At 39.0% G+C, this 12626-nt stretch carries 9 protein-coding genes, 1 rRNA gene, 2 pseudogenes and 1 riboswitch; of the genes and pseudogenes, 3 read left to right on the top strand and 9 right to left on the bottom strand.

Annotated features, from left to right (window positions below):
- Nucleotides 1-336 (bottom strand): 16S ribosomal RNA (locus tag CRO56_RS22315); the annotation flags it as partial.
- A gap of 650 nt (nucleotides 337-986) precedes the next feature.
- Here CRO56_RS22315 and CRO56_RS22310 point away from each other — a divergent pair.
- Entirely contained in the window at nucleotides 987-1277 is a 291-nt protein-coding gene (locus CRO56_RS22310) for a hypothetical protein (protein WP_097160830.1), read from the top strand.
- Between the two features lie 89 nt (nucleotides 1278-1366).
- Here CRO56_RS22310 and CRO56_RS22305 read toward each other — a convergent pair whose 3' ends face one another.
- From CRO56_RS22305 to CRO56_RS22275, 7 genes and pseudogenes are all read right to left on the bottom strand, one after another.
- Nucleotides 1367-2701 carry an NCS2 family permease gene (locus CRO56_RS22305; RefSeq protein ID WP_097160831.1) on the bottom strand — a complete coding sequence of 445 codons (1335 nt, stop codon included), beginning with the start codon at nucleotides 2699-2701 and terminating at the stop codon, nucleotides 1367-1369.
- A 189-nt stretch (nucleotides 2702-2890) separates the two neighbouring features.
- Nucleotides 2891-2992, bottom strand: a riboswitch (purine riboswitch).
- Between the two features lie 103 nt (nucleotides 2993-3095).
- Complete coding sequence (guaA, locus tag CRO56_RS22300; RefSeq protein ID WP_097160829.1) at nucleotides 3096-4646, bottom strand: glutamine-hydrolyzing GMP synthase; 1551 nt, start codon at nucleotides 4644-4646, stop codon at nucleotides 3096-3098.
- 248 nt (nucleotides 4647-4894) lie between these two features.
- Entirely contained in the window at nucleotides 4895-7093 is a 2199-nt protein-coding gene (locus tag CRO56_RS22295; protein ID WP_097160828.1) for a transglutaminase TgpA family protein, read from the bottom strand.
- The gene (locus CRO56_RS22290) at nucleotides 7090-8307 is read right to left on the bottom strand and encodes a DUF58 domain-containing protein (protein ID WP_097160827.1); all 1218 of its coding nucleotides are present in this window, start codon (nucleotides 8305-8307) and stop codon (nucleotides 7090-7092) included. The genes CRO56_RS22295 and CRO56_RS22290 overlap by 4 nt, the downstream gene beginning before the upstream one ends.
- Nucleotides 8308-9205 (bottom strand): annotated as a pseudogene (locus CRO56_RS22285) (AAA family ATPase).
- A 630-nt stretch (nucleotides 9206-9835) separates the two neighbouring features.
- Entirely contained in the window at nucleotides 9836-10438 is a 603-nt protein-coding gene (locus CRO56_RS22280; protein ID WP_097160826.1) for a LysE family translocator, read from the bottom strand.
- Between the two features lie 61 nt (nucleotides 10439-10499).
- The gene (locus tag CRO56_RS22275; protein WP_097160825.1) at nucleotides 10500-10967 is read right to left on the bottom strand and encodes a GyrI-like domain-containing protein; all 468 of its coding nucleotides are present in this window, start codon (nucleotides 10965-10967) and stop codon (nucleotides 10500-10502) included.
- A gap of 107 nt (nucleotides 10968-11074) precedes the next feature.
- On the opposite strand from CRO56_RS22275, the pseudogene CRO56_RS23340 reads away from it, so the two are divergent.
- Both CRO56_RS23340 and CRO56_RS23335 read left to right on the top strand, forming a co-directional pair.
- Nucleotides 11075-11284, top strand: a pseudogene (locus CRO56_RS23340) (helix-turn-helix transcriptional regulator); the annotation flags it as partial.
- Nucleotides 11258-11782 (top strand): GyrI-like domain-containing protein, encoded by a 525-nt coding sequence (locus tag CRO56_RS23335; protein WP_281257353.1) that lies wholly within the window; start codon nucleotides 11258-11260, stop codon nucleotides 11780-11782. The pseudogene CRO56_RS23340 and the gene CRO56_RS23335, both read left to right, overlap by 27 nt.
- A 280-nt stretch (nucleotides 11783-12062) precedes the next feature.
- Here CRO56_RS23335 and CRO56_RS22265 read toward each other — a convergent pair whose 3' ends face one another.
- Entirely contained in the window at nucleotides 12063-12410 is a 348-nt protein-coding gene (locus tag CRO56_RS22265) for a hypothetical protein (protein ID WP_097160823.1), read from the bottom strand.
- Nucleotides 12411-12626: the final 216 nt, after the last annotated feature.

Genomic DNA, 12626 nt, shown 5'->3' with positions numbered 1-12626 from the left:
TGTCTCAGTCCCAGTGTGGCCGATCACCCTCTCAGGTCGGCTACGCATCGTCGCCTTGGTGAGCCGTTACCTCACCAACTAGCTAATGCGCCGCGAATCCATCTGTAAGTGGTAGCTAAAAGCCACCTTTCCATCTTCGTTCATGCGAACGAAAATCATATCCGGTATTAGCCCCGGTTTCCCGGAGTTATCCCAGTCTTACAGGCAGGTTATCCACGTGTTACTCACCCGTCCGCCGCTGACCATTGGGAGCAAGCTCCCGCAGGTCCGCTCGACTTGCATGTATTAGGCACGCCGCCAGCGTTCGTCCTGAGCCAGGATCAAACTCTCCATAAAAGTGTTTGATATAGCTCGAAAAAATAAAAAATAGAATTAACGTTGACGCTTTTCTTTGTTCAGTTTTCAAGGAACAATGAGTTACTTCTTTAGTTCCATGCGACGAGCTGAAGATCACTTCTTCGAAAAAGCTCTGACGCAGGAGCAACTTTTATATTATATCACATATATTATTATGTGTCAATAATATTTTTACCAGTGTATTCTATCTAATACTTCGGCATCCAATAACCAATCGGAAGTGATTAATATTTAATCAGTCAGAATTAATAATAACACTATAACCAAATTAAAAGCTATTGAATAAATTATTTCAGAAAAACTTTTTACTCACTCTTAATGAGCAAGAATTTAATTATATAGGCTAATGGATGGTTTGTCTATTGGTAACTTTTCACATTACTCGGATGACTAGTATTTAAAGAATCTACCAAACTATTAACCCTATAAAAACAACATGTCAACGCTCGGTTAGCGCTGACACATCGTTAGCAAAAGACGTTTTTAATCATATCACTACAATTTTTGACCGTCAACCCGATTTTCGACATATTTCTACACCTATTTCTGCCATTTGGAATATAGGTATGTTCTGTCCAACTTTTAAGTATAGTATATGGAAGATATGGAACTTTTGGAGGAGGGGAAGGATGACTATTTCAGCCATTTTAAAATGGATAACAGGAGGACTGGAGGCAATGGTGGGAATACCTTTAATTGGCGGTATTCTTATTCTATCTACACTTTGGGCTCCGTTATTTATTTTACTCGGACTTCATATTTTAACTTTAGTTTTCTCAATTCGCGAAAAACAGAATACACACGGAAGTATTTTAGGAATTGTTACTAGCTGTATTGCCTGGATTCCTTTTGTAGGCATGATTATGCACATTATTACAGCCATTTTCCTTTTGACCGATGCATATAAAGCCACCAAATAAACTTTGCAGATATAAAACAAATTCATATTAAAATCCTTCTTAATAGAATAAACTCCTTAGGCGATTTTTCCCTAAGGAGTTCGTTCTGGTTACGCAATAAATATAAAGTAAAGCAGGAAGACTACAAACAGTCCGTACATAATTGGATGAATTTCTTTTGCTCTTCCTTTAATAATCATTGTGATCGGATAGAAAATAAAACCAATTGCAATACCTGTTGAGATACTATAGGTAAGTGGCATCGCAACGATTGTTAAAAATGCTGGTACTGCTATTTCAAAACGATCCCATTCAATTTTGCCTAAAGATGCTACCATTAATACCCCGACAATAATTAAAGCTGGTGCGGTAACTGCTGGGGTTACAATTGATAGTAACGGGAAGAAGAATAGTGACACAATGAACAATCCGGCCGTTACTACAGAAGCAAATCCAGATCTAGCGCCAGCGGCTACTCCTGCTGATGATTCAATATAGGAAGTTGTAGTTGAAGTTCCTAAAATAGCACCTGCAACTGTTGCTGTTGCATCTGCAAAAAGTGCTTTACCTGCTCTAGGCAGTTTATTATCTTTCAATAGACCTGCTTGGTTTGTTACAGCAACCAGTGTTCCTGCTGTATCAAAGAAGTCTACGAAAAGGAATGTTAGGACAACTACAAGCATGTTAACTGTAAAAATACCTTCGAACCCATTAAAGAATGGATCCAGTGCTGCACCAAATGTTGGGGCTATACTTGGAATCTCTCCAATGATTTGTGTAGGAGGTTCAACTAAATTAAAAATCATCCCAACGATTGCAGTAAGAACAATCCCAAAGAAGACTCCGCCATTTACACCCTTGGTCATAAGAATTACAGTAACAACTAATCCAAATATAGCTAATAAAGCATTAGGATCTGATAAATCCCCTATACCAACAAGTGTCGCATCATTGTTAACAACAATTCCTGCATTATAAAGTCCAATAAATGTTATAAAAAGTCCAATACCTGCACCAACTGCAAATTTAAGTTCTGCCGGAATTGCGTTAATGATTCTCTCACGAAGACCTGAAGCTGTTAACAAAATAAAGATCAGACCTGAAAATAATACTCCAGTAAGAGCTGTTTCCCACGGAATTCCCATCGTTAAAACAACCGTGTAAGCAAAAAATGCGTTTAATCCCATACCTGGTGCTAGAGCGATTGGATATCTCGCAATAAGCCCCATCAGCAAGGTACCAATTGCTGCTGCCAAGGCAGTTGCCACGAACACAGCTCCGTAATCCATCCGCATTGACTCGTCCAGCCCTTCAATATCAGCCATTGTCAATGTCAGCGGGTTTACAGCCAAAATATAAGCCATGGATAAGAATGTTGTTAAACCACCGATGAATTCGCGACGATAATTCGTTCCCAATTCTTCAAATTGGAAAAATTTCTTCATCTGTTCTCCTCCTATTAACGCCATACTTTCTTCCAAAGGGACCGTACTTGAAAGTTTCGTTTTGATGAGGTATTTTTTATCTTTATTATCCCCCAATAAAACGAAAAGCACTCCTGACTTTTTACGTCGGAGTGCTGACAAGGGCATGTGAAGAAACGGGTGTCTTATGTCTGACAAAACAAAGATAACCCATATTTCACATTACCTCGTAGTCAAGCTATTTATGGTAGCTCGGTAGAAACGATCAGGCCATATTCCTGATATTATACGACGTAATGTAGCTATTAAATTTTAGTATAATTACAAAGTTCATTGTAGAAAATCGCAGAATGGTTGTCAACCCTAAATCCGAACAATTTATTTAAATTATTTTATGAACGTTCGTAAAAGAGGGTTATTCCCACTCGATTGTAGCTGGCGGCTTACTAGTAATGTCATAAACAACCCTGTTTACATGTTCCACTTCATTCACAATTCGGGTTGAAATTTTTTCAAGAACTTCCCAAGGAAGACGAGCCCAGTCAGATGTCATTCCATCTATGGACGTTACAGCACGTATCCCAATCGTATGATCATAGGTTCTGGTGTCTCCCATAACCCCCACGCTTTTGATCCCTGGCAAGACGGTAAAGTATTGCCAAACATCACGTTCTAAGCCAAAATTACGAATTTCTTCACGAAGGATTGCATCAGATTCACGAACAATCTTCAATTTTTCTTCTGTTACTTCCCCCAAGATCCGGATCGCCAGTCCTGGGCCAGGGAAAGGCTGACGCCATACGATTTCATCCGGAAGTCCTAATTGGGTTCCAAGGGCTCGAACCTCGTCCTTAAATAAGGTATTCAGCGGTTCAATTAGTTTGAATTTCATATTCTCGGGCAAACCGCCTACATTATGGTGTGATTTAATTGTTTGTGCTGTCGCTGTCCCGCTCTCAATAATATCGGTGTAGAGCGTACCTTGTGCGAGAAAATCAATTCCTTCTAACTTGGCTGCTTCATCATCAAAAACATAAATAAACTCATTCCCGATGATTTTCCGTTTTTGTTCAGGATCGGATACGCCTGCAAGCTTACTTAAGAAACGGTCTTTTGCATCGATTTTTACCACATTCATATGGAAGCCTTCAGAGAATGTTTTCATCACTCCTTCAGCTTCCCCTTTCCGCAATAGTCCATGATCGACAAACATACAAGTCAGCTGATCCCCAATAGCTTTATGAACTAATGCCGCCACGACTGAGGAGTCTACACCGCCGCTTAAAGCACATAGAACCCTTTTATCTCCCACTAACGCACGGATTCTTTCCACCTCTAAATCGATGAAGTTTTCCATCGACCATTCCTCTTTGCATTGACAAATTTCAAAAACGAAGTTTTTCAATAGATCATTGCCGTACTCCGAATGACGAACTTCAGGATGGAATTGAACCGCATAAATATCTTTTTCGGGATTACTCATCGCTGCAATGGGGCAAGATGGATTCGTGCCATCTACACGGAAGCCTTCTGGAGTTTGTACTACTAAGTCACCATGGCTCATCCATACCGTTTGTTCTTTAGGAAGTTTCGTAAATAGAGGAGAATCCTCTTTTACATATAAAGTAGATTTTCCATATTCTCGATGCTGGGCTTTTTCCACCTTACCGCCAAAAAGGTGAGTAATAAGCTGCATACCATAGCAAATACCGAGAATTGGAACACCTAAGTTAAAAATATTTTCATCACAAGTAAATGCATTTTCACCGTATACACTATTTGGTCCTCCAGAAAAGATAATTCCTTTTGGATTCATCTCTTTAATTTCTTCAGCAGAAAGCGTATGGGGATGTAATTCCGAATACACGCCAAATTCACGAATTCTCCTTGTGATTAATTGGTTGTACTGGCTTCCAAAATCCAATACAACTATTTTTTCCTGTTCAGGAAAAGCTGATTTTGTCATAACAGTCACCTCGTTTATTCAATTTGCCCTTTTTCTTTTAATTGAAGTCTCCTTAAAGAAAACTTGGCTAGCGCTTTAGGCTAGACGCAGGCGATTGCAAGCCCGCACTTATCACGCTCGAAACAAAAAACTAGAACCTGTCAAGCAATTGACAGAATTCTAGTTAAATTCGTTTGAGAGCCTATTCAGCTTTTAGGTGAATAAGGTTCTTCAATTTAAACGTATTTTATCAGCCGTTTGCAAGATAATCAAGCCATTGTTTTTTTCATTAAATTTTCCCAACATTTCATCAATTCCTTAAAATCTGCTTCTTGGTTTTGTCCGTAAACAAAACTTTCATAAACCATTGTGATTTTGGACATATCATTTGTTGAGAAGAAAGAATCAATATATTTTGCATAGGTTCTTAACGTTTGTCCGTCTTCTAATTTAATACCATATCTCTTAAATTGTCGAAGCAAAGAAACGTAAGAATCCATAAAGGAAGATGCATCATTTTTATTACGATACCTCAGGAAAAGAATCCGCGGCAGCCATTTAGCCCTGATCTTATACAGATACAAACCGATTAGGGCTGCGATAATGAAACCGCCTATGAACCAGAATACATGTGCAGCAACAAACGTCTTAATATTGTCCCAAATCTCGCTTAAAGTCAGACCGTTTCCTCCGCCTGCTGAAGATTGATCTTCTTCCTCAGGAGTTGGTGTTTCAGGCTTTTCTGTTTCTGGAAGTTCAGGTGTTTCCGTATCATCAAGATTAGTTTCCAAATCGTAATCTATCGTTACATTGTTCGAGAATCCCGGTGTAGGCTCAAACGGAACCCAGCCTACTTCAGGGAAATAAACCTCTACCCAGGAATGGGCATTATTGTTTTGGATATCATACACAATTCGCCCATCTGATTGGTAATCACTAACAGTACCTTCTGTAAAACCTTTTACCCAACGTGCCGGAATGTCTGCTGCCCGCAGAAGAACTACCATTGATGTGGAAAAGTTGTCACAGTACCCGCGGAATGTTTCGAATAAAAATTGGTCGACATAATCGTCATCCTCTCCAGGAATAGCGACATTTAATTGGTCATAAGTGTAACTGCCGCTCCGCAAATAATCCCTGATCGCCGCCGCTTTGTCGTACCAATTGGTTTTATCTGCCGTTATTTCTTCAGCCAGATCTACCACCCTCGATGGAAGCGCCTCAGGCAGCTGCGTGTATCGGGCTACAAAATCAGGTGATAATCCGCCTGTGTTTTGTGCAGCTTTCATTCCACTTAAACTATATAATGGCATATGGTAAGTATACTCGGCAGAAGTAATCGGTGTTGGATTGCCATTCCGCAATGGAGTGATCCGCTCTACCGACGGATCTAACACAAAACTTGCATTTGGGTTTGTATCGATAACTTGCTTTATTCCAGAAGGATATACAAGCTGAGTAAACGTCTGTGCAAACTGAATTTGTGCTGTTCTTTCATTTTCTCCGCGGCTTTCTTCAGGAAAAATGGAAAGCGGAACAGGGTCTAAACCCTCGAATGGAATCGTTGACGAAGGCTGCGCTGCGATCCATCCTTTTCCCGTGTACACGTCTTTTGTTTCTATTCGCCAGTAGTGCGTGTCATCTACTTCCGCTTGAAAAACTAATGTATTATCTGCGATGTAAGGACCACCAAGCTGAGAATCATCCATAGAGTACCCAGATTTTCTTAAACCGCCTGGGTCTTCGCCTCGTTTGTAATATGCCTCTAGATAAGGAACAGGGTCAGGCCAAATTGGACTCGCTTTCGGTGCAGCAATGGCTACTAATGTACTGAACCCGACCATTAATGCCAATGAAAATGCCCATTTATTAAAAACTCTTCCTTTATGGGATATTCCTTCTCGATCCAGCAGCCTGGAGAAGTAGAGCAGACCCACTGTTAAAAAGCCAATGACAACGGTTCTGACGATTGCACCTTTAGCATCATACGGTGAAAACGTATCTAAAACGGTGATATAGATTAACGTAAAGAAGATGAATAAAAAAATCCTTTTTCTTGTCACCAGCCAATAATGGATTAAGTAAATCATTAGCCACAATACGATAAAGAATAAAGTCGTTCTGAACGGGTTAGACATTGCTTGCCAATCCGCCTGGAAAATAAGCTTGATATTATAAAAGACATCTTCCCGATAGAAAGGGAACCAGTCCCAAAAAGAAAAGACTCCTTGGATTGGGAACAGGACATAAATCGTATATAGAATATAAATAACGCTAATGAATAAATGAACGGCCCAATGAATCCGGAGATAAAAGAGCAGAAGCCCTGCGCCTATGAATAAGATAAATACATGCGTATCTCCAGTATCGGCAATTTTTTCAAGCGGCCGAATCCATTCCCATAAAAGTAAAAATCCAAAGATATGAAGGATAAAGGTTAACCAGTTTAATTGGTATTGTTTTTTCATGATCGCCTCACCCCTACAAAGGATTCACTAAATTCGCCTTCATGGACAAAGCGAATCCAAAGTCCGCCTTGAGCACCTTGTACTCTAAGTTCGGCTTCCTGGGCTGTTAGCCTTTCGTTTTTGCCCTTTATGACAAAGAGAATAACTTGTGCATTTCGCAGCGTTAATTTTCTCATTTCATCGATAAGTCCCTGATTAATAGTAGATGTAAGGACCATCATGATCGGAAGCTGAAGCAGTCTTACTCTTTCGCTTTCTAACACTTGATAAAAGCTTTGTTCACAGTCAGCTTCTACTTTTGCCAGATGAAATTGAATTGCCTGAAGATGATTTTCCCCTTCACGAATCGGAATGATTGTTCTTTCCATCCCTACCGAAGTAACCCCGCATTGGGCGCCTTTTTTCAGAATCGCACGGGTTAGAGAAGATGCGTAATTAATAACTCTTTCGAAATGATTAGAAGGAGTTCGGTCCAAAATAATCATGACATCATGAGATCGTCTTTGCTCGAACTCCTTTGTCATTATTTCATTCTTTTTCGCAGTTGCTTTCCAGTTAATCCAAGAAAAACGGTCTCCTGGCTGATAATCTCTTACGCCAATCGCCATGGATGTATCTCGTTGAACCTTTACATTAGAGGATGTCGTCCCTTGCTCATATTGATGTTCAACCGGACGGTAAATCATATCTTCATATGCAGCATAGATGAGAACCTTGCTTTCGCATGGAATGATAACCTCTTTTTCAATAAGGCCTAATACATCTCCAACCTTCATCCGAATACCTGTAAATTCATGCTCTCCCCTTGGGATATGATGAATCGTAAAGGCTACTTCAATATGTTTTCTAAATCCCGGAATAACAAGTGATTTTAACGAGGTGTGGTTAAACCGTTTGGATGTTTTTTCAGATACCTGCTCTTCCATTATCAAATAAAACAAGGGGATGGGAATTCTCCTTGTAATGATTAACCGGATTGGCAGGGATTCACCTGCTAACCGTTCCTTATGCGAAATGACCCGTTCCACCTTAAAATCCCGGATTGGATAAAAGACCAATACAAATGAATATAGGGCAAACGGCAGAAAACTATAAAATAAAAACCAGCTGACAAATCCGCCTTGGAACATCGCATAACTGAACACAACGGCAGACAGAAGTAAAAGAATAAAGAGCTTACTAAAGGTCAGGAAATAAGGTTTCCACTTTTTCATTTATCTCACAAGCCTTTGTACAGGTACTGGAACTCGTCCGAGTATCTGTTTAATAACATCCTCTGCAGAAATGCCTTCAAACTTAGCTTCTGATTTTAAAATAATCCGATGAGTAAAGACGAAAGGCGCTAAATATTGAATGTCATCAGGAATTACATAATCACGATCATGCAAAAGTGCATAGGCTTGTGCAGCTTTCATAAGCGCAATTGAGCCCCGAGGACTAACCCCTAAAAAGATACTTGCATGAGCTCTCGTCCTTGTTGCAATATCGACAATATATTTTTTAAGAGTGTCATCTACGAGGACTTCGCGAACCTGCTGCTGCAGCTGACGTAATTCTTCTAATGAAATAATCGGTTCTAATTCTTCAATTGGAGGTGTTTTTTGCGCACGGCTTAACACTTCTACCTCTTCCTTAACAGAAGGATAGCCCATTTTCATTTTTAAAAGAAAACGGTCAAGCTGTGCTTCCGGAAGCGGATAAGTTCCTTCATATTCAATCGGGTTTTGCGTCGCCATAACAAAAAATGGTCGATCTAAGTAATGAGTGACCCCATCAATTGTTACACTTTTTTCTTCTAGACCTTCTAATAAAGCCGATTGGGTTTTGGGTGAGGTACGGTTGATTTCATCCGCTAAAATGATGTTCCCCATGATCGGTCCTGGCTTAAACTCAAATTCTAGTTCTTTCGGATTATAGATAGATACCCCCCGTTACATCTGAAGGCAGTAAATCCGGGGTAAATTGAATTCTTCTAAACTTCGCACTTACTGATTTAGCGAGCGCCCGAACCATCATCGTTTTCCCAACACCAGGCACATCCTCAAGCAAAACGTGTCCCTCTGCCAATAAAGCTACTAAACTTAGTTCAGCAACTTGTCTTTTCCCAATCATAACTTTTTCAATATTTTCTATTACTCTTAATAAATCTGGATGCAAATTTTCCAATACTAATTCCTCCTAGCCCCTGGTCGAATAATACTAAACATTATATCCCGTTCCTAATAGCGGTAAACTCAAGGACAATCTATATATTGCTTAAACACGCCTATTTACCCAAATGCCTACACACTCTAGGAAGACATAACCTCTTCATGAAAACCCGTTTTTCTAAATTTTGAAAAAATAAAGTCTATATAAATTGGCAATTGAAAACCAATAGTAATTTAAATGTAACATATTTTATCAATATCTGAAACTATAGGATTGTGGAATTGGACTAATAGGGTAAGGTATAAAGTTAGATCTTTGGAGCTTAGGAGAAAAGGGGTTTAGACCAATAGCTTAGGATTTTGACTTTTAAAGTGGATTTTGATCGATAGACTTTGATTTTGACCGATAAAACGTAGTTTTGACCGATAAAACGAAAATTTGACCGATAGAAATACCGAATTTCTACCTGATAAATACAGGACAAGCTCTAATTCCCCTATATTGACTAGAGCCTGCCCAAAGCTTTTTTTAAAATGAAAACTTGGCCCCTGCTCCTAAACCAGGTGTTCACCAAGTTCCCCCATAACCGTATTAATTTTGACTTTCCATTGCTAACCTTAATCCTAACCCAATATAAATAGCTCCAACGATTTTCCCTTGCCAACGGGAGATTCTGCCGTTCTTCACAATCAGCCGCTCCCCAATTGAACTTGTTAACAGGGCGAGCAAAGTGGTATACAGAATACTCATGATGACAAAAGTAAGGCCGAGCATAAGAAGCTGTATCGTAACAGATGGTCCATCACTCTTTACGAATTGTGGCAGGAATGCCAGGAAAAAGAGAGCCGTTTTTGGGTTCAATAGTTCAATAAGAATGGCCTGGCGAAAAGACATCGAGGCGGTTTCCTTTTTTGCTGCTGGTTTACTTTTTTCAAAAAAAGACCGGATTCCTATATAAACAAGGTATGCGACTCCTAAATACTTTACAACCTCAAAGGCAGCTGCTGATGTCATTAAGATCGCAGAAAGACCTAAAACGGCTGCAAGCGTATGGAGCAAATCGCCAATTGCTATCCCGACACCAGTCATAATCCCCGCTCTCCTCCCCGCTTTAAGGCTTTGTGAGACGGTGACTATGACAGCTGGCCCTGGGACTAAAAATAACGCAAATACCACAAGAATAAACGTTAACATGCTGTCCGCTCCTCAATCGATGATTCACATCTTTATTATCTTATTAGATATTTCGCTCCATTTACTCTTTTTCCTTTACAGGGATATGAATTTTTAAACGCGGAGGATCTGTTAACGGATTATATTTCACAGGATATTCCTCTAAATAGAACAATTCGTCTTGATTTAAAGTAAAACCGTTTTGTTCAATCCAGCGATGCAAATAACTATATGCTTCATGCACCTGTTCCCCTTGGTAACTAGATGTAACAAAGGTATAAGACGGAACGGATATCCCCTCCATCCCTTCTGGAATAAAATCAAGACTTTCTGCTTCTGCTATTAAATAATAAGTAAAACCATTGGCATCATTGTGATACGATAGACCTGTAATAATGTTCGGGTTGACCAAATTCTTAATTTGATCTATTCTGTTTCTAAATTCCTGCTGGATGGTCCTTATTTCACCTTTTGCTGCCTGCTCATACGTACCACTCCACTTAACACCAATTCCATTAAAAGCATTTCTAGGCTCAACTTTAATTTCCATACAACCCAACCTTCCTTTTTCATTTGTTATTTTCAGAATCAGTATATCAGCGAAATTGGACAGTTTCTGTCATATTTTTCAAAAATTTATAAAAGTGTGTGAGATCGATGGCCAAATCAAAAAGATTAATTGAATTGATGGAACTCGTAAATATTAAAAAGCAGTTTACTGTACAGGAAATGGCTGACGAATTTCAAGTTTCTTACCGGACGATGTGGCGCTATTTACAAGAATTAAGTGAACTCGGAGTCCCTTTATATTCAGAACCGGGTGTAAAAGGCGGCTATTTTATTTTAAAAGAACGGGCCCTGCCTCCATTTAAAATAAACAGTACATCCCCAGAGATATTTAATCGAATTGTTCAGCTAGAGGAAATAAAAGTGGCGGGGTACGAGTTTGCAGCTCCTTACAAAGCGTTCAGTGAAGCAGAAGTGCTGATACCAAGGCTGTGGTTTCGATTAATCGAACGTTTAGAAGAAATCGGCGATGTAGTAAACCGCAAGAGAAGACTCGGTATTTCTCATAATCGCAAAACAGACTTTACCTATTACGTCACAGTAGAAGTCCAAAAATTTTCTAATGTACCTAACGATATGGTCCAGCTGACTGTTCCCGTAAATACTTATGCTTCCTTCTATCATCATGGGGTGATGGAACGAGATCATATTGATCGAACCTATGAATATATCCATCAGTGGATAGACAAAAGTAATTATGAGCGTGATTATCAGTCTTATAGCCTTGAAATTTATGATGAACATTACGAGCCAAGTAAACCAAGCAATCGATTTGAAATCTTAATTCCGATAAAATAACCCCTCTAGAGGCTTTTTCAGACTCTGTGGGATTCTTTATTATTAAAGTTAATCAGTGTGTATGGCACCTTATTATTAAATTTAACTAATCCGTTTCCTTTTGGATAAAGCTTATAAAATTTCATTTAATTACAGCTTTTTGAAAAATTACTTACTATAATCGATTAGGGTAAAACAATGATTTAAGGATTTTTCATCCTATAAAAGGCAAGAGGACCCCAGGATTTCACTCCTGGAGTCCATTTTTCTATAGAAAATAATATGTATATCATTAAAGAGTCTAATAAGTGTCGTTTCTAAATGCAGGAGTGGATTCATCCCCTTTTTCAAAAACTCGATCTATTTTATCAATAAACATTTGATAAACTTTTTTCCTTTCTTCCAGTTCCTTTATAGACCCCTTTAATTCATTAAACTTTTTTTCAAATGGCTTTTGATATTGTTCACGAATACTCCGAATCAGTTCTTCATTCACCGTAGACTGGACGACTTGTTTTGTGATGTTGTATTTATAGGAATACACCTGTAACTCGCTTTTTGTTTCTTCATATTCCTTATCAATGCCATCTAACAAAGTATTGATTTCCTTTTTCCACTCGCTTAGTGCTTTTTCTACATGTGTTTCCATTCTACTCTTCCTTTTCCCCTACATTTTGTAAAGAGCTACTCTTCCATTTTAACAATCCTCTATTTCAGTTTCTTTTCTAATTGATTACATTCTTGATATGAATTTAAAAAGCCACAAGACCTGATCTGAACCCAAAAAGTTAGACACAGAAATTTAGGCAGCTACTTGGGCATGATTTCGGTATTGAACCGGACTCATGCCTTTTAATTTTGCCTT

The sequence above is a fragment of the Bacillus oleivorans genome, assembly GCF_900207585.1.
GTDB lineage: Bacteria > Bacillota > Bacilli > Bacillales > JC228 > Bacillus_BF > Bacillus_BF oleivorans.
This window is presented reverse-complemented; position numbering and strand designations above follow the sequence as displayed.

Coding starts and splice junctions, on each gene's coding strand:
- CRO56_RS22310 (WP_097160830.1), top strand. CDS start 987: ATGACTATTTCAGCCATTTTAAAATGGATAACAGGAGGACTGGAGGCA.
- CRO56_RS22305 (WP_097160831.1), bottom strand. CDS start 2,701: ATGAAGAAATTTTTCCAATTTGAAGAATTGGGAACGAATTATCGTCGC.
- guaA (WP_097160829.1), bottom strand. CDS start 4,646: ATGACAAAATCAGCTTTTCCTGAACAGGAAAAAATAGTTGTATTGGAT.
- CRO56_RS22295 (WP_097160828.1), bottom strand. CDS start 7,093: ATGAAAAAACAATACCAATTAAACTGGTTAACCTTTATCCTTCATATC.
- CRO56_RS22290 (WP_097160827.1), bottom strand. CDS start 8,307: ATGAAAAAGTGGAAACCTTATTTCCTGACCTTTAGTAAGCTCTTTATT.
- CRO56_RS22280 (WP_097160826.1), bottom strand. CDS start 10,438: ATGTTAACGTTTATTCTTGTGGTATTTGCGTTATTTTTAGTCCCAGGG.
- CRO56_RS22275 (WP_097160825.1), bottom strand. CDS start 10,967: ATGGAAATTAAAGTTGAGCCTAGAAATGCTTTTAATGGAATTGGTGTT.
- CRO56_RS22265 (WP_097160823.1), bottom strand. CDS start 12,410: ATGGAAACACATGTAGAAAAAGCACTAAGCGAGTGGAAAAAGGAAATC.